Here is a 17,071-nt window from a genome sequence, read left to right on the forward strand (position 1 = left end):
GCGGGCGGCCCGCGAGGGACCGCCCGCCGTCACGCTCCCGCGGTCAGCGGATCGTCGTGCTCGCCGTGTCCGCGTTGCTGCGGATGGACGGGTCGGGCGTCTTCGTCGAGAACGCCGCCGCCAGCGCGGTCGCCGTGCCCGAGACGGCCGCCCTCACCGTGATCTTCTCCGACACGGTCCGCCCGTCCGCCAGGCCGGCCCGCTGGAACACCACGACGTTCCCGACCCTGGTGTACGAGCCGGTCGCAGAGACGAACTGCACACCCGCGGGCAGGACGACCTGCGAGACGACCGACGCCGACGCAGCCGGACCGGCGTTCGTCGTGATGAGGGTGTAGGTGAGCGTCCTCCCCTTCACCGCAGAGGCCGGCCCGGAGAGGTCGACGCGCAGATCGGCCTTCGTCGCGACCTGCTTCGGCGAGACCGTCAGCGTGCTCGTCGCCCGAGCCGTGCCCGCCGAGTTCGCGGCCTGGATGCTGAAGGTGGTGGTCCCGGCCGTGGTCGGCGTCCCGGAGAGGCGCCCGGTCGCGTCGAGGGTGAGCCCGGCGGGCAGTGCGCCGGAGACCAGGGAGACCGACGGAGCGGGCGTACCGCTCACCGCGTAGCGGAAGTCGTAGGCCGAGCCGACGACGCCGGCCGCGACCGTCCCGGAGAGGGTCGGCGCGACCGTCGGCGACGAGACGGTGACGGTGCTGGTGGTCTCCGCGGAGGCGGTGCCGGCGCGGGCCGCCAGCGTGAACGTGAAGGTGCCCGGCGCGGACGGAGTCCCGGTCAGGCGCCCGGCCGGAGTCAGGGTGAGGCCGGACGGGAGCGCACCGGAGGAGACGGCCACCGACGGCGCGGGGAAGCCCGAGACGGTGTAGCCGAAGTCGTAGGCGGTGCCGACGACGCCCGGCCCGGGGGTGCCGGAGATCGCCGGTGCAGCGGCGGCGGGGGAGACGACGACGGTGCTGGTGGTCTCCGCGCTCCCCGCAGCGTTCGAGGCCCGCAGGGTGAAGGTGGAGCGTCCGTCGGCGGTCGGCGTCCCGGTCAGGCCGCCACGATCATCGAGGCTCAGGCCGGCGGGGAGCGTTCCGGAGACGAGCGAGACCGTCGGCGCCGGTGTGCCCGTCACGCTGTAGTCGAAGTCGTACGGGGTGCCCACCGTCGCGGCGGGCGGGTCGCCGGCCAGGGTCGGCGCGACCGTCGTCTCCGCCACGGCGAACGTGTGCGGGGCCCCGACGGTGGAGCCGAAGGGGTTCCGCGCGGAGACGGCGAAGGTGGACGTCCCCGCGGTCGTCGGCGTGCCGGAGAGGAGCCCGGACGCGCTGAGGGTCAGGCCGTCGGGGAGGGAGCCGGAGGCGATCGCGAACGAGGCGGGGCGGTCGGCCGCGAAGGTGTACGAGGCCGCCGCTCCGAGCGGCCCGGACGCGGGAGGAGCATCCGCCGTCAGGACCGGACGCGGGCCCCGGGCGAGCACGTGATCGGGTCCGGCTGCGAGAGCCGTCGTGCCGGCGAGGCCGGCGGGGGACTGCAGCTGCCCGGCCGAGCTCCGGCCCCAGCCGACGATCGTGCCGTCGCCCTTCAGCGCGAGGCTGTAGTCGGACGCGGCGGCGATCGCCACGACCCCGGACAGGCCTTCCGGCACCGTGGTCTGGCCGTAGTCGACGACGACCGAGTCGGAGCTCGCGCCCCAGGCGACGACGGTGCCGTCCTCCTTCAGCGCGAGGCTGTGGGTCTCTCCCGCCGCGACGGCCACCACGCCCTCGAGCCCCGCGGGGACGTCGGTCTGCCCGTAGAGGTCCCAGCCCCAGGCGACCACCCTCCCGCCGGACACGGCGAGGCTGTGGCGCTGGCCCGCGGCGATGGCCGTGACGCCTCCGAGGCCGGCCGGGACCAGGCCCTCGCCCAGCCCGTTGCTGCCCCACGACGTGACGGTGCCGTCGTTGCCGAGCGCGAGGCTGTTGTCGCGGGAGGACGAGATCGCGACGATCCCGGTCAGCGCGGCACTCCTCGACACCTGCCCGTCGCCGTCGTAGCCCCAGGAGACGACGGTCCCGTCGCTCTTCAGCGCATGGCTGCTGTAGTCGCCGGCGGAGACCGCGACGACCCCCGTGAGACCGTCGGGGACGCTGGTCTGCCCGTACGACCCGCGGCCCCAGGCGACGACCCCGCCGTCGCCGTTCGCGGCGAGGCTGTGGGTCCGGCCCGCGGCGAGGGAGAGGACGCCCTCGACCCCGGCCGGGACCGTGGTCTTCCCGTCGGTGCCGCTTCCCCAGGCCGCCACCCCGAGGACAGGGGCGGACGGAGCGGCGACCGCCGCGAGAGGAACGGCGGTGCCGACGAGGAGCGCGACGGCCGCGGTCAACCCGAGCAGACCCCGCCGGAGCCGCCGCGCCGCTCCTGGATCCCGCGGCTGCGACGTGCCGTCCTGGACGGCGGGCGGACGAGGGACGGTGCTGGAGCGCATGTGCTGCCTTCGATCGGGACGGCCCTCATCGGCCGTCCTCGAACCGTGGCACGGCCGTCCCGCCGCTGACAATGTCCTCTAGCGGCCCTGTCCGGAAGAGGGCGCCGCGGAGCTCCGCGGAGGGGACGTAGGCCCGGTCTCACTGCGGCCGAGCGCTCCCGCCGCGGGCCCGTGACGGTCAGCGCATCCCGAGGGACGCCGTCGCGTCCGGACCGCTCAGCGGGGTCGGAACGGGGACCCCGGCTCTCCCGCGTACGGGGCGTCCGCCTGGTCGAAGTCCCAGCGGCCCGCGGTGGACGGGCGGACGACGGGGGTCTTCGTCGGGGTCGGCGTCGCCGACGGCGCCGGCGCGGCGGCCAGCCCGGCGTGCCAGCGGAAGATCGCGTCGATGCCGTCCTGGTTCACCCACGACGGTGCGTTGTGGCCGAGCGCGTGCGTCCGGACGGTCGCCTCCCTGGCCGTGGCCGTCGCCTTCTTCACGAGGGCGAGCCCGTGCAGTGCCGGCGGCACGCTCGGGTCCGGGTGGGCCGTGTCGGACACCACCGCGCGGATGTTCGCGCCGGCCCAGGCGGAGGCGGGCAGCCGCTTCGGGTTGTGGGAGTCGATCTGAGCGGTGCTGCCGCCGAAGGCACCGCCGATCGAGATGCGGCCCCGCGTCGTGCGGTCGTGGGTGTCGCGGAGGTCGTAGACGCCGTTGACCAGGTAGACGCCGTTGATGCCGGGGAAGACCCGCGCGCCGTAGTCCTCGCAGGCGAGCGCGCCGCCGGCCGACATCGCCCAGAGGTAGCTGGCGGCGATCGGGAACTGGCCGGAGAGGTAGGCGTAGCCGTTCCGCTGGTGCTTCTGCGCGGTGTCGTTGGTCCAGATCGTTCCGCCGAGTGTCTGGCAGATCGCGATGGCGCCCCGCTCGACGGCGAGCTCGGCCGGGTACGCGAAGACGCTGGACAGCGAGGTGTGGTCGGCCTGCGCGGAGTGGATGAACCAGATCACCGGTACCGCCGCGGCCTGCCGCGGCTTCACCGTCTGCGGCACGAAGATCCGCGCGAGGTCGCCCGCGATCGAGACCGTGAGGACGTCGTAGAGCACGCCGCGGTTCTTCGTCCTCACGTTGATCGTGCGGGTCCTCTCCCCGGGCAGGCCGGGCACGGGGGAGGCGGAGGCGGAGGCGGCCGGGAGCGTCGCCGCGCCCAGAGCGAGAGCACCCGTGAGGGCGCCGCCGATGACGGCGCGCCGCCGGAGGCCGGGAGTTCGAGAGGGGGGTACTGCTGAATCGTCGGGGGACACGGGGGCTCCTCGTGCAGGGACCGCGAACCGACGAGGTCGGCGGAGCGGTCCGGGTCGGCGGGGGGGGTGTGCCTGCAACGCTAGTCGGAGGACCGGCCGGACGACCCGTCGATGCGCGCCAGTCGCGAGACGGCGGAGGGACGACGCCGCAGGGGCGGAACGATCCACGGCTCGGCGACCGCATCGGCGGCGGATCGAGGCGCTCAGGAAGCGAAGGAGAGGCCCGTTCCTGATCGCCCGCCCCACCGGTTCCGACCCTTTCGCTCCGTTCGGGAGCACTTCCCCGCACCGGTCTGGCCCCCCGGTGTGAAGGCTCCCAGGTTCCTCGCGCTCGTCGGCGGACCGGTGCCAGCGTGAAGGGACCGAGAAGCAGAAGGAGAAACGACCATGACTCTTCGACGAACTCTTGCCACCCTCGCCCTCACGGGCGCCATCGCCTCCGTCGGCGTCGTCGCTGTCGCGACGCCCGCCTCCGCGGCCGAGGTCGCGAACGGACAGTACGTGAGCGCCGGGAACTACGCGTGCGGAGCCCAGGAGGTGGCCACCGGCGCCACCCTCGGACCCGAGGGCGTCCTGCGCCAGCGCGCTCTCGTCTTCCGCAACTGCGGGTCGAGCACGGTCGAGCGCAAGGCCGACATCATCGCCGACTTCGACGGCAGCTGCTACTCCGTGGCGCCGGGCAAGGCCCGAGTCCTCGACGCGCTGTTCGTGGCGGCGGGACGCAACACCTACCGCGCGTCCAAGGCCTGCTGAGGTCGCGTGCTCCGCCGGAGGGGCGGGTCGGGGACATCCCCGGCCCGCCCCTCCGGCTGTCCGGAACGACCACGCCGTCCGAGCCGTCCTCCCGCCGACCCGTCCGCGGATCACTCCAGCACAGGCCCCAGCTCCGCCAGGACCTCCGCGACCCGGGCCCGCGCCCGTGCACCGAGCCCGCGGACCGGACGCGGGAGGCAGCGCGCCTCGGCGAGACCGAGCTGCTCCGCCATCGCCGCGACCACGCGGTAGCTGCCGCCGTGCTCCGCGAAGAGGTCCCAGACGGGCTGCAGGCGTGCCGATCCCGCGATCGCCGCCGCCTCATCGCCCGACTGCGCCGCCCGGGCGATCGACAGCGCCGTCCGCGGGAAGATGCCGCCGATCACCGAGTACCAGGCGTCGCAGCCGCCGAGCAGCCCGCGCGCACCCGCGGCGTCCCCCGAGACCCCGACAGTGACCCCCTCCGGCACCCGCGCCCGGATCTCGCTGACGCGCGCCGCCGCGGCGCCCGGTCCCTCCGGCACGCCGGGGATCTTGAGGGAGGCGACCTGCGGCAGCCGGGCGACGGCCCCGTAGAGGTCGTCGGAGAAGGAGAAGCGCGTCGTCCCGGGGTTGTCGTACACGACGAGCGGCACCGAGAGCTGAGCCGTCACGTCCTCAAAGAGCCCGAGCACGTCCTCGTCCGTCAGCGGCTGGTAGCCGAGCGGCGCCAGGAGCACCGCGCTCGCCCCGGCGCTCTGCGCGTCCTCGGCGAGCGCCAGCACCTGCGAGGTGCGCAGCGCCCCGATCCCGACCACGACCGGCACCGGGCCGGCGCTGCGGACGGCGATCTCGGCGGCGCGCCGGCGCTCGCCGCGGTCCAGGTACGGAGCCGAGCCGGTCGAGCCCAGTGCGCCGATCGAGTCGACTCCCGCCCGCGCGAGCCGCTCGACGAGAGCGGCGAACGACCGCTCGTCGATGCTGTCGTCGCGGAGCGGAGTGAGGGGGAAGGCGCTGAGTCCGGTGAGCACGTCGGTCCGTTCGCTGGGGGCGGGAGGGGCCCGGCCAGTCTCCCCGGCGGCAGGGGCCCGGTCGAGGCCAGAACCGCCGGGGGCCGGGGGACCAGCCGTCACTCCGCGTCGAGCACCACTCGGGAGTGGAGTCCGAGCCGGTCGAGGAACGCCTCGTCGTGGCTGACGACGACTAGGCCGCCCCGCCAGGCGGCGAGAACGTCGACGAGGTGGTCGGTCGTGGCGAGATCGAGATCGTTCGTCGGCTCGTCGAGCACGAGCAGCTGCGGAGCGGGCTGCGCCAGCACGAGCCCGGCGAGCGCGACGCGGAACCGCTCGCCGCCCGAGAGCGACGCGATCCTCCGATCGACCACGTCGCCGCGCACCAGGAGCCGCGCGAGGGCATTCCGCAGCTCGACCGCCGGACGATCCGGCGCGGCCCGGGAGACGTGCTCCCGCACGGTGGCCTCCTCGTCGAGGAGTCCCTCGCGGCGCTGGGGGAGCCAGCCGACCCGCTCCGTCAGCGCTCGGGCCGTGGTGCCGGCGAGCGGATGCTCCCGCGCACCCGGCGCCCCGACGAGGTGCTCGAGCAGGGTGGTCTTCCCCGTCCCGTTCGCGCCGACCACGGCGATCCGCTCCGGCCCCTGGAGCACCGTCGTCCGGCCGCGCACCGTCACCTCCGCCAGACGGCGCCCGGCCGCGACCCCGGGGTCCGGCAGGTCGAGGCGGACCCGGTCGTCGTCCCGGACTGCTCGCGACGCGGCGTCGACCTGCTCGCGCGCCCGCGCCTCCGCGGCCCCGTGCCCGGAGCGCAGCCGTCCCGCGGTCGCCTCGGCTCGTCCTCTCCGCGCGTTCGCGAGGATCGCGGGCATCGACTCCGCCGATCGCGCCCCCGCCCGCGCCCGGCGGGCGATGGTCGTCTCGGCCTCGATGCGCTGCCGCCGCTCGGCGCGGAGAAGCCGGTCGGCGTCGCGCAGATCGCGCTCCGCGGCCGCCTGCTCGAGGGCGAGCCGCTCCTCGAACGCCGAGAACGTCCCGCCGGAGGTGCGGACCGCCCCGTCGCGCAGCTCCGCGACCTCGTCGACGTGCTCGAGCAGCTCCCGGTCGTGGCTGACGAGCACGAGCGTCCCGCGCCACCGGTCGACCAGGTCGAGCAGAAGCCCTCGGGAGCGCCGGTCGAGGTCGTTCGTCGGCTCGTCGAGCACGGCGATCGGCCGACCGCGCAGCCGGACGCCGGTCACGGCCGTGAGGACGGCCTGCCCTCCGGAGAGGGTCGCGACCGGCCGCAGCAGGTCCGCCTCCCCCAGGTCGAGACCGGCGTCGCCGAGTGCGGCGAGCGCTCGGGCCTCGAGGTCCCAGTCGTCCGCGAGCACCTCGAAGTGCCGCGGATCCGCGTCGCCGCGGAGGATCGCGTGCAGAGCGTCCAGGCGATGCCGGATCCCGAGGAGATCGGCGACGGTGTCGTCGGGCCCTCGCCGGAGGCGCTGGGGCAGCAGGTCGACGGGTCCCGTCGTCGAGACGCTCCCGGCGGTGGGGGAGAGGCCGCCGGTGACGAGGCGGACGAGGGTCGACTTGCCGGCGCCGTTCGCGCCGACGAGACCGGTGCGCCCGCGTCCGAACGCAGCGGTGACGCGGTCGAGGACGACGGAGCCGTCGGGCCAGGCGAACGTGCAGTCGTGGAGGACGACGGCGGGCGGGGTGGTGCGGGAAGTGGAGGGCACGGTGCTCCAGGGGTCGGTGTCGGCGCACGACGACCACCGGACTCCGATGGAGCAACGGCTCGCCCCTGAGGGGCGGGCACGGGGGACGTCAGTGCGAGAGCAGCTGCTGCGTCGTGGACGCAGTACCGGTGCTGGAGCGCAAGAGTCCGTCTTCCGTGCGGGGAGCCCCTGTGACCGCGAGCCGCTGGATCGGCCGGTGTAGCGGCCGCACCGACGTCGCGGCTCGCGACGAGGTACGGGTCGACCGTACGTGCCCGTCGGACCCGCGCGCAACCGTGACCGACTGCTCGTCCGCGGCCTGCGTCCGTCGGCGCCGTCGCGCGGCTCGCGGCGGACGGCTCTCCACCCACGGCGGGACGGCCGGACCGCCCTGGTATGCACGCTGCTGCCCACCGGTCGAGGGGGTCGCCGGCGGGCCCTCCCGTCGCCGCGCCCTCACTACGCTGAGCCCATGGTGACCATTCGCGACGTCGCGGCCGATGCGGGGGTGGCCCGCAGCACGGTGTCCTACGTGCTCTCCGGCAACAAGAAGCTCCCGGAGGCGACCCGCCTGCGCGTGCTCGCGAGCGTGGAGCGGCTCGGCTACCGGCCCGACCCGATGGCGCGGGCCCTGGCGCTGCGGCGCACGAACATCCTCGGCTTCTTCGCCTCCGTCGATCCGGAGTCGCGGCAGACCGATGTCGACGTCTTCATGCGCTTCGTGCGGGCGGCGATGTACGCGGCCCGCGCCCGCGGCTTCGACCTGCTGATGATGGGCACGGGCGAGGGGGAGCTCGCGCGCGACGTCCTCGCCGATGCGCTCGTCGTGATGGACATCCGCCGGGACGACCCCCGGCTGCCGGTCCTCGCGAGCATCGGCCTGCCGACCGCGCTGGTCGGCTACCCGGGCGAGGGCAGCCCGTTCAGCGCGATCGACCTCGACTTCGACGGCGCGGCGCGGGTCGCCGTCGACCACCTCGCCGACCTCGGGCACGTCGAGATCGCGGTCCTCGGGATGGGCCCCGACGCCTACGAGAGCGGCTACGCCTTCGCCCTGCGGTTCCGCGAGGGCTTCCTCGACCAGTGCCGCCTGCGCGGCGTGCGGGGCGCCGTCATCCCCAGCACCGACGACGTCGACGACTGGTTCGAGCAGGCGCAGGAGCAGCTCCCCGGCCTGAGCGCCGTGGTCACTCACGGGCCGGGCGTGCTCGAGCCGTTCCTCCAGCGCCTCAGCGGCCTGGGCCTGCGGGTCCCGGAGGACTGCTCGATCATGACCATCGCCCCGGAGGCGGTGATGCGGCACGCCGACCAGCCGGTCACCGTGGTGGACCTGCCCGGCGACGAGATGGTCTCGCGGGCGGTCGACCTGGTGCTCGACGAGCTCGCCGGCACCGCGACTCCGGGAGTGACGGAGCTGCTGCCCGCGGTGGTCGTGGACCTCGGCACCACCGCGCCCTTCTCGCCGGGCACCAGCCGGGGCGTCGTCCCCTCGTGGCGGCGGGCGCGCGGCTGACGTCGACCGGGTCGCCGGGGGCGTTACCCGGGCGATCGGTGAACCGGTTCTCCGAAATCTATTGAACCGGTTCTCCGACTCGGTTAGGCTCGCCACGACTTCCGGACGGACCGCCTCAGCGGGCGCCCCCGGAGGGTCTTCCCGGCGCGAGCGCTCCGCTCGTCCCGACCGTATTCAGAGAGGAATACCGTGAAGAACAGCATCCGACGGGCCGCAGGCGCCGCCTCCCTCGTCCTCATCGCCGGAGTCGCCCTCAGCGCGTGCAGCGCACAGGGAGCGGGCGACGACTCGTCGAAGTCGCTCACCCTCTGGGACAGCTTCACCCAGTACGACGCGTCCTCCCCCTACGGCCAGCTCCTGGCCGGCTGCGAGGCCTCGACCGGGATCACCCTCGAGCGCACCTCCGACCCCGACCTCACCACCAAGCTCCTGCAGTCGGCCGCGTCGAAGACCACGCCGAACCTGGTCGTCCTCGACAACCCCAACGTCGCGAAGTTCGCCGACACCGGCCTGCTCGTCGACAACGCCGCCTCCGGGCTCGACACCAGCGACGTCCTCCCGAACGTGCTCGCCGCCGGCCAGCTGGACGGGAAGACCTACGGCTCGTCGATCGGCTCGAACACCCTCGCGCTCTTCTACAACAAGGCGCTCTTCGAGGCAGCCGGCGTCACTCCGCCGACGACCTGGGACGAGCTGACCACCGCCGCGAAGGCCCTCACCGCGGGCGACGTCACCGGGCTCGGCTTCTCCGCGGTCGGCACCGAGGAGGGCACCTTCCAGTTCCTGCCCTTCTTCTGGGGCTCCGGTGCGACCCTCGAGGACATCTCCTCCGACGACGCCGTCTCGGCGCTCGCGCTCTGGACCGACCTGGTGAAGAGCGGCTCGGCCTCGCAGGCGAACGTCAACGCCAACCAGCAGGACGTCCGCGACCAGTTCCTCGCGGGCAAGCTCGGGATGATGGTCAACGGCACCTGGCAGCTCTCCGCCCTCGACGAGGCGGGCATCGACTACGGCGTCGTGCCGATCCCGGCGAAGGACGGGGGAGCGGCACCGAGCCCGCTCGGCGGCGAGTTCGTCGAGGTGGTCGCCTCCGACGCCGCGAAGCAGACCCTCGCCACGGAGTTCGCGCAGTGCGTCATCCAGCCCGACAGCCTGAAGGCCTGGGCGGCCGGCCAGTCGTACATCATGCCGTACGCCGACGCGGCCGCCGAACAGGCGACCGAGGACCCCGCGCTCCAGCCGTGGGTGGAGGCCATCTCGGTCGCGCAGGGACGCACCAGCGACCTCGGCGTCGCCTACCCCGACACCTCGAAGGCGCTCTGGACCGCGATCCAGGAGTCGCTGACCGGCTCGAAGACGCCGCAGGCGGCCCTCGACGACGCCGCGGCGAGCCTGAAGTAGCGGCCGCATGACCGACCCCGCCGTGCTCACGGCGCCGGTCGCGGGCGGGGCGGCCACCAGGCCGCCCGCCCGCCGCCGACCCCGCTCCCACCTCCGCCTCGCCGCCGCCGCCTTCATGGCGCCCGTGGTGATCTTCCTCGCCGTCTTCTTCGTCTACCCGATCATCCGCGGCGTCGTCCTCAGCCTCCAGGACTTCGGACCGTCGTCCTTCGTGACCGGGATCGCCCCCTTCGTCGGCTTCGACAACTACGTCACGGTCGTCACCGATCCGATCTTCGCGAGCATCGCCTGGCACACCGTGGTCTTCACCGTGGTCTCGCTGGTGGGCCAGTTCACGATCGGCATGGCCCTGGCGCTGTTCTTCAGCCGCCGGTTCCCGCTCTCGGCGACGTTCCGCTCCCTCATCCTGCTGCCGTGGCTCCTGCCGCTGATCGTCTCGGCGACGGCCTGGCGCTGGATCTTCGACCAGCAGTTCGGCATCCTGAACGCCGCGATCGGCACGCCGGTCGGCTGGCTGACCGATCCGTCCGTCTCGCTGTGGGCGGTCATCATCGCCAACATCTGGCTGGGCATCCCGTTCAACATGGTGCTGCTGCACGGAGGCCTGCAGGGCATCCCCGAGAGCCTCTACGAGGCCGCGGCACTGGACGGCGCCTCGCGCTGGCGGTCCTTCTGGAGCATCACCTGGCCGCTGCTGCGACCGGTGACCTCCGTCACGCTCCTCCTCGGCCTCGTCTACACGATCAAGGTGTTCGACGTCATCTGGATCCTCACCAAGGGAGGCCCGGCCAACAGCTCGCACACCCTCGCGACCTGGGCCTACGAGCAGTCCTTCACCGACCTGCAGTTCGGAGTCGGAGCGGCGGCCGGCCAGATCCTCGTGATCGTCGCCCTCGTCTTCGGCGTGATCTACATCCGCGCCCAGCGCAAGGAGGACCTCGGATGAACCGGCACACCACAGGGCTGCGCCGCGGGATCGACGTGGTCATCGCGATCGTGCTCTGCGGCTTCCTCCTCTTCCCGCTCTACTGGATGGTCAACGTCTCGCTGACCAAGCCGCAGAACCTGATCCAGACCCCGCCGAGCCTGTTCCCCGGCGACCCGACCCTCGACGGGTACGTGCAGGCGTTCTCGACGCAGCTGCCGAACCTGATCACGAGCCTCGTGATCTCGATCGGCTGCGTGATCCTGACCCTGGCGATCGCTCTGCCCGCCGCTTTCGCGATGGCGAAGTTCCGGGTGCGGGGGACCGGCGTCGTGATGTTCGTGTTCCTCCTCGCCCAGATGATCCCCGGGATCGTCCTGGTCACCGCGCTCTTCGCGATCTACAACGCGCTGGGGCTGCTCAACACCTATCCGGGCCTCATCCTCGCCGACGCGACCGCCTCCGTGCCGTTCGCGGTGATCATCCTCCGGGCCTTCATGCTCGGCATCCCCGACGAGCTGATCGAGGCCGCGCGGATCGACGGTGCGAGCAACTGGCGCTCCTTCGTCTCGATCGTCATCCCGCTGAGCCGGAACTCGATCGTGACCGCGGGCCTGTTCTCGTTCCTGTTCGCCTGGGCCGACTTCCTCAACGCGAACTCGCTCACCTCGGGCAACAGCATCGTGCCGTTCACCCTCGGCCTCTACCGCTACATCGGATCGACCACCACCAACTGGAACGGGATCATGGCGACCGCCGTGATCGCCTCCATCCCGGCCGCCGTGCTGCTGATCGTGGCCCAGCGCTACGTCGCCGCCGGGGTCACCGCCGGCGCGGTCAAGGACTGAGCGCCGTGCCCGACTCGAGGAAGCAGGAGCACATGGACACCGACGCGTTCGCGCTCGAGGGGGACCGCCTCGTCTGGCGCGGCGACGGCGAGACCGTCGTCGTCGAGCCGTGGGGGAGGGACAGTGTCCGGGTCCGCGCCCGCCGGTCCGGGGAGGTCCTCGACACCGACTGGGCGCTGATCGCCCCCGAGCGCCGCGCGCCGGAGGTCTCGATCGAGGGACCGCGGGCGACGCTGCGCGCCGGCGGCATCACCGTCGTCCTCGAGCAGCAGGAGGGCTACGGGTACCAGACCGGCTACCACGAGCTCTCCTGCTCCCTCTCCTTCTACGACCGTCGGGGGGAGCTGCTCTTCCGAGAGCTCGGGAGCGGGGGAGCGCTCAAGCTGCGCGCCCGCGAGCAGCGTCCGCACCTGGGCGGCGACTTCCGGCTGACCGCGCTGTTCGAGACGTCCCCCGACGAGAAGCTGTACGGGATGGGGCAGTACCAGCAGGACATCCTCGATCTGAAGGGCTGCACGCTCGAGCTCGCGCACCGCAACTCCCAGTCGAGCGTCCCGTTCGTGCTGTCGAGCCGCGGCTACGGGTTCCTCTGGCACAACCCCGCGATCGGCCGCGCGACTTTCGCAGCCAACCGCACGGAGTGGTCCGCCGAGTCCTCCCAGCAGCTCGACTACTGGGTGACCGCGGGGGAGACCCCGGCCGACATCACCCGGGCCTACGCCGACGCGACCGGGCACGTCCCGATGATGCCCGAGCACGGCCTCGGCTTCTGGCAGTGCAAGCTGCGCTACTGGAACCAGGAGCAGCTGCTCGAGGTCGCCCGCGAGCACCGGCGCCGCGGCCTGCCGATGGACGTGATCGTGGCCGACTTCTTCCACTGGCCGCACATGGGCGACTTCCGCTTCGAGGAGGAGTTCTGGCCGGATCCGTCCGCCATGGTCGCCGAGCTGCGCGAACTCGGGATCGAGCTGATGGTCTCGGTCTGGCCGCAGGTGTCGGTCGAGTCCGAGAACTACATCGCGATGAAGAAGGGGAACCTCCTCGTCAAGGCTGAGCGGGGCCTGGACCTGCACATGCAGTTCGAGGGTCCGAGCGCGTTCTACGACGCGACGAGCCCCGCCGCCCGGAGGTTCGTCTGGGAGGCGTGCCGGCGCAACTACGGCGAGCACGGGATCCGGCTCTTCTGGCTCGACGAGGCCGAGCCCGAGTACGGCGTCTACGACTTCGACAACTACCGCTACGCCGCCGGCCCCGCCGTCCAGGTCGGCAACCTCTACCCGCAGGCGTTCTCCCGCGGCTTCTTCGAGGGGCAGAGCGAGGGCGGGGAGACCGCGATCGTCAACCTCGTCCGCACCGCGTGGGCGGGCAGCCAGCGCTACGGCGCGCTCGTGTGGTCGGGCGACATCCACTCGACCTTCGCGGACCTGCGCCACCAGATCACGGCCGGCATCCACATGGGCGTCGCGGGGATCCCGTGGTTCACGACCGACATCGGAGGATTCGCCGGGGGAGACCCGTCCGATCCGGCCTTCCGAGAGCTCGTCGTGCGCTGGTTCCAGTTCGGCGCGTTCAGCCCGGTGATGCGCCTCCACGGCGACCGCGCGCCGTCGGCCCCGGTCACGGCCGCCGACGGGAGCCGCCGCGCCGCGACCGGAGCCGCGAACGAGGTGTGGAGCTTCGGCGAGGAGGCCACGCCGATCCTCACCCGCCTGCTGCATCTGCGCGAGACCCTGCGCCCGTACACGCGGGAGGCGATGCGGGAGGCGCACGAGCTGGGCCAGCCGGTGCTGCGCGCGGTGTTCCACGAGTTCCCGGGGGACCCGGAGGCCTGGGATCTGGCCGACCAGTACCTCTTCGGCTCGGACCTGCTGGTGGCTCCGGTCACGCACGCCGGAGCCGTCTCCCGACGGGTCTACCTGCCCGCCGGGGCGCGCTGGACGGAGCTCTCGACGGGCGCCGAGCGCGAGGGCGGGCAGTGGATCGTCGCCGACGCGCCGCTGGCCGTCATCCCGGTCTTCGCGCGCGACGGCCGGCAGGCGCACCTCGTCGGGCAGCTCTGAGCGGAGGCTCCCCGCTGACCGGAGGGTTCCGCCGCGAGGAGCGCCCCCGCGTCAGCCCGTCCCCGCGAGCCAGAAGTCGACCGCGTCGGGGGACGGGCGCCCGGCGACCCGGACGACGTCGCCGAACTCGAGCACGCTGTCCGGATCCTCCTGGACGGCCGGCCACCGCTCGCGGCCGGCGGCGTCCGGATCGCCGTGGGAGACGAACGCGAGCCAGCGCGCGGTCATCTCCTGCTCGAGCCGGCGGTCGACGTCCGTGTAGTCGGCGTCGCCGTCCGCCCCGAGGTTCCCGTACGCGTACATCACCTCGGCGCCGTGGTACGCGCCGAACCGCTCGAGTCCGCTCTCCGGGGGAGTGCGCGTGAAGATGTAGGCGTGGACGCCCGCCCGCCCGGTCCGGGCGGCCGTCAGCGCCCAGAGCCGCATCGGGGCGGTCATCGTCCGGTCGCTGCCGGCGCGCAGCCGGGAGTCGACGACCTGGTCCTCGACGGCACCCGGGTACAGCGCGAGGAATCGGTCCGCGTCGTCTCCGTGCTCCCGGCGCACCTCCTGCTCGTAGGCGTTCGGATCCGGGTCGACGCCTCCCAGCAGATCGAGCGAGGTCTCGTCGGAGTTGCTGCCGAGCAGGAGGGGGACGTCGTTCTGCCGACCGGCCTCGTAGACGGCGAGCGGCGTGTCGGGGAGGACGACGCCGTCGATCGAGGGCCACCAGTGCTGCGAGAGGCCAGCGGCGGCCGTGACGATGCGCTCGGCCGGCAGGGCCCTCATCTCGGCGAGGCTCGCCCCGCCGAGCGCCTCGCTCAGGCGCGCAGCCGCCTCCCGTGCGGTGGCGGCGTCGTCGTAGAGGTCGCCGGCCTCGCGGTCTCCCGCCGACCCCAGGCATCCTCCGCTCTCCCCGATGATCCCGTGGAGGAGGCCGGCCGCCAGGGGCGAGGCCCCGAGGATGCAGGCGCTGCCGGAGCCGGCGGACTGGCCGGCGACCGTCACCCGCCCCGGGTCCCCGCCGAAAGCGGCGATGTCGTCCTGCACCCATTGCAGAGCGGCGACCTGGTCGAGCAGTCCCTGGTTCCCCGGGGTGCCGCCGCCGAGCACATCACCGGCGAGGAATCCGAGGACGCCCAGACGGTAGGCGACGGTGACGACCACCGCGCCCCGGGAGGCGAGCGCCGCGCCGTCGTAGGCGGGGAGGGCGCCGGACCCCGAGACGAACGCGCCGCCGTGGAGGTAGACGAGGACCGGGCGGGAGTCGCCCGCTCCGCCGGCCAGCGTCCAGATGTTCAGGCGGAGGCTGTCCTCGTCCGTCGCGTACCCGCCGAGGAGCGTCTCCTCCAGCGGCAGGTCGAGCACGCGGGTCGCCGCTCGGGAGAGGAACGTCGGCTCCGGCTGAACGGCGGAGGGGCCGAAGTCGTCGGCCACGAGGGTCGCCGACCGCTGCGGGGCCGGGCGGGGCGCCTCCCAGCGCAGCGGGCCGACCGGGGGAGCGGCGTAGGGGATCCCCGCGAAGGCGTCGACCCCGGCCGCGGCGTCGTGCACACCGACGACGTCGCCCTGCCGGGTCATGACCGGGGCGCTGTGCGGACCGGCGAGCGTCCGCGTCGCCGGGAGAGGACCCGCGGCGAGGGCGACGGCTCCGACGAGCCCTGCGGACGCGACCCAGGCCGCCGTACGCAGCATCCAGTGCCGGTGCCGCCATCTCCGCGAGACGGCCGCGATCAGGACCGCGGCCGCCGCGACGACGAGCCACCCCCACCACTCCACCCGGTTCAGCCAGGCGAGGACCGCCCCGATGAGCACGACGGTCGCGGTCGGCAGCCACCGGGACCGTCGCCGTCGAGGTTCGGGCGTTCCAGTTCTCGATACGGTATGCATTGGAAACGAAACGTACTGAAAAGGCCCATCCAGCGCAAGGATCCGAATAGGCTGGGGGCGTGGTCACAGGCGAGCAGGCTCCGGTCCGGCGGAGGAGCGAGACGCGACGACGTCTCCTCGCCGCGGCCGCCGAGCTCTTCGAGAGCACGGGCACCATCGGCCAGCGCGTCGAGGACATCTGCGCGCAGGCGGGCTTCACCCGCGGCGCGTTCTACTCGAACTTCGCCGGTGTCGACCAGCTCTTCCTCGCACTCCACGAGGAGCAGGCCGCGAGAGTGTGGGGGAGCCTGCAGGAGGCCCTCGACGTCCAGCTGCAGGAGGAGCACCGCGCGGCGACCCTCGACGGCGCCGTACGCTCCCTCCTCGACGCGCTCCCGTCCAGCCGCGAGTGGTTCTCCCTGCGGTCGGTGCTCCTGGCACGCGCTGCCGCGGACCCGGAGTTCGCCGAGCGGATGATGATCGACGACGACCGCGTCTCGCGCGAGCTGGGCGAGCGCTTCGCCGCCCTCGCCGCCGTGCACGGCCGCGTCCCCGCCGTCGAGTCCGCCGTCCTGGCGAAGGCCGTCGTCGCGGCGCACGTCGGGTCGGTGAGCCAGTGGCCCGTGGACACCAGCGCCGAACTCACGCAGCGCATGGTCGTCTCCGCGGTGATCCGAGGCCTCACCGTCGAAGCGCCCGGTCTGCCATCGGAGCGCGGCGGCGATCGATGACGTCCTGTCGCAGGAGCGATGAGGGGAGTCGATCGCCATCCTGCCGACCGGGGCTTCGGTCGAACTGACATAATGTGCATTATCGGATAAGGGTGGACGGACCGGACGGACCGGGACCGAGGCCGCCCGACGGTCCGGCACGTCATCAGCGGATCGGCGAATGCTCCACCCACGGCTCGACGTCCTCGTACCAGCACGTCTCGGTCGGAGTGTCGAAGCGCGTGACCAGCCGCAGCTGCGGATCGACGGTCATCGTGCCGCGGACACCGTCGTCGGCCCGATCCTCTCGGGCGCCCGCCGGAACGCGCGTCAGCGGTCCTGCGAGCGCTCCCGCAGGTTCACCATCACCGCGGCTGCATCGAGAAGGATGCTCACGCCGCCCCACGTCCGCCGACGGTTGGACTTCGCCCACGACGGCATCGGACTCCCCCGATACCGGTCCGCTGCCGTCCATTGGAGTCATCCGTCGAGGCTCGCAGAACCGTGCGCCGGCGTCAGCCCCTGGAGAGGATCAGGCGAAGTCGGAGATGTCGCCGACGAGTCGGGTGTTGTCCGCGGGGATCGACTCGA

The 17,071-nt window shown here is 73.2% G+C and carries 12 protein-coding genes; 7 read left to right on the forward strand and 5 right to left on the reverse strand.

Features of this window, described 5'->3' with window-relative positions:
- Window positions 1-43 precede the first annotated feature (43 nt).
- Together C5C74_RS04970 and C5C74_RS04975 are read right to left on the reverse strand one after the other, a co-directional pair.
- Window positions 44-2,449 (reverse strand): putative Ig domain-containing protein, encoded by a 2,406-nt coding sequence (locus C5C74_RS04970; protein WP_104351087.1) that lies wholly within the window; start codon window positions 2,447-2,449, stop codon window positions 44-46.
- A 216-nt stretch (window positions 2,450-2,665) separates the two neighbouring features.
- Window positions 2,666-3,733, reverse strand: a complete 1,068-nt coding sequence (locus tag C5C74_RS04975; protein WP_104351088.1) for a hypothetical protein — start codon at window positions 3,731-3,733, stop codon at window positions 2,666-2,668.
- Between the two features lie 387 nt (window positions 3,734-4,120).
- Here C5C74_RS04975 and C5C74_RS04980 point away from each other — a divergent pair, with 387 nt between their 5' ends.
- Window positions 4,121-4,486 (forward strand): hypothetical protein, encoded by a 366-nt coding sequence (locus C5C74_RS04980; protein ID WP_104222056.1) that lies wholly within the window; start codon window positions 4,121-4,123, stop codon window positions 4,484-4,486.
- A gap of 110 nt (window positions 4,487-4,596) precedes the next feature.
- Here C5C74_RS04980 and C5C74_RS04985 read toward each other — a convergent pair whose 3' ends face one another.
- Together C5C74_RS04985 and C5C74_RS04990 are read right to left on the reverse strand one after the other, a co-directional pair.
- The gene (locus C5C74_RS04985; RefSeq protein ID WP_104351089.1) at window positions 4,597-5,496 is read right to left on the reverse strand and encodes a dihydrodipicolinate synthase family protein; all 900 of its coding nucleotides are present in this window, start codon (window positions 5,494-5,496) and stop codon (window positions 4,597-4,599) included.
- Window positions 5,497-5,594: 98 nt separating this feature from the next.
- Window positions 5,595-7,196 (reverse strand): ABC-F family ATP-binding cassette domain-containing protein, encoded by a 1,602-nt coding sequence (locus tag C5C74_RS04990; RefSeq protein ID WP_104351090.1) that lies wholly within the window; start codon window positions 7,194-7,196, stop codon window positions 5,595-5,597.
- 451 nt (window positions 7,197-7,647) lie between these two features.
- On the opposite strand from C5C74_RS04990, the gene C5C74_RS04995 reads away from it, so the two are divergent.
- From C5C74_RS04995 to C5C74_RS05015, 5 genes are all read left to right on the forward strand, one after another.
- Window positions 7,648-8,688, forward strand: coding sequence for a LacI family DNA-binding transcriptional regulator (locus C5C74_RS04995; RefSeq protein ID WP_104222050.1), 1,041 nt, complete (start codon window positions 7,648-7,650; stop codon window positions 8,686-8,688).
- Between the two features lie 189 nt (window positions 8,689-8,877).
- On the forward strand, window positions 8,878-10,089 hold the full coding sequence (locus C5C74_RS05000; RefSeq protein WP_104232593.1) for an extracellular solute-binding protein: 1,212 nt from the start codon (window positions 8,878-8,880) through the stop codon (window positions 10,087-10,089).
- Window positions 10,090-10,096: 7 nt separating this feature from the next.
- Window positions 10,097-11,035: a carbohydrate ABC transporter permease gene (locus tag C5C74_RS05005; RefSeq protein WP_104225253.1), complete on the forward strand. Its 939-nt coding sequence runs from the start codon at window positions 10,097-10,099 to the stop codon at window positions 11,033-11,035.
- Window positions 11,032-11,862, forward strand: coding sequence for a carbohydrate ABC transporter permease (locus C5C74_RS05010; RefSeq protein WP_104222044.1), 831 nt, complete (start codon window positions 11,032-11,034; stop codon window positions 11,860-11,862). The genes C5C74_RS05005 and C5C74_RS05010 overlap by 4 nt, the downstream gene beginning before the upstream one ends.
- Before the next feature lie 32 nt (window positions 11,863-11,894).
- Window positions 11,895-13,922: a TIM-barrel domain-containing protein gene (locus C5C74_RS05015; protein ID WP_104335643.1), complete on the forward strand. Its 2,028-nt coding sequence runs from the start codon at window positions 11,895-11,897 to the stop codon at window positions 13,920-13,922.
- A gap of 51 nt (window positions 13,923-13,973) precedes the next feature.
- On the opposite strand, the gene C5C74_RS05020 is transcribed toward C5C74_RS05015, so the two are convergent.
- Entirely contained in the window at window positions 13,974-15,716 is a 1,743-nt protein-coding gene (locus C5C74_RS05020; RefSeq protein WP_219813441.1) for a carboxylesterase/lipase family protein, read from the reverse strand.
- Between the two features lie 134 nt (window positions 15,717-15,850).
- Between C5C74_RS05020 and C5C74_RS05025 the strand changes: the two genes are divergently transcribed.
- Window positions 15,851-16,501, forward strand: coding sequence for a TetR/AcrR family transcriptional regulator (locus C5C74_RS05025; protein WP_104351092.1), 651 nt, complete (start codon window positions 15,851-15,853; stop codon window positions 16,499-16,501).
- Window positions 16,502-17,071 lie beyond the last annotated feature (570 nt).

Source organism: Rathayibacter sp. AY1E8 (assembly GCF_002931415.1).
In the GTDB taxonomy this organism is placed as follows: Bacteria; Actinomycetota; Actinomycetes; order Actinomycetales; family Microbacteriaceae; genus Rathayibacter.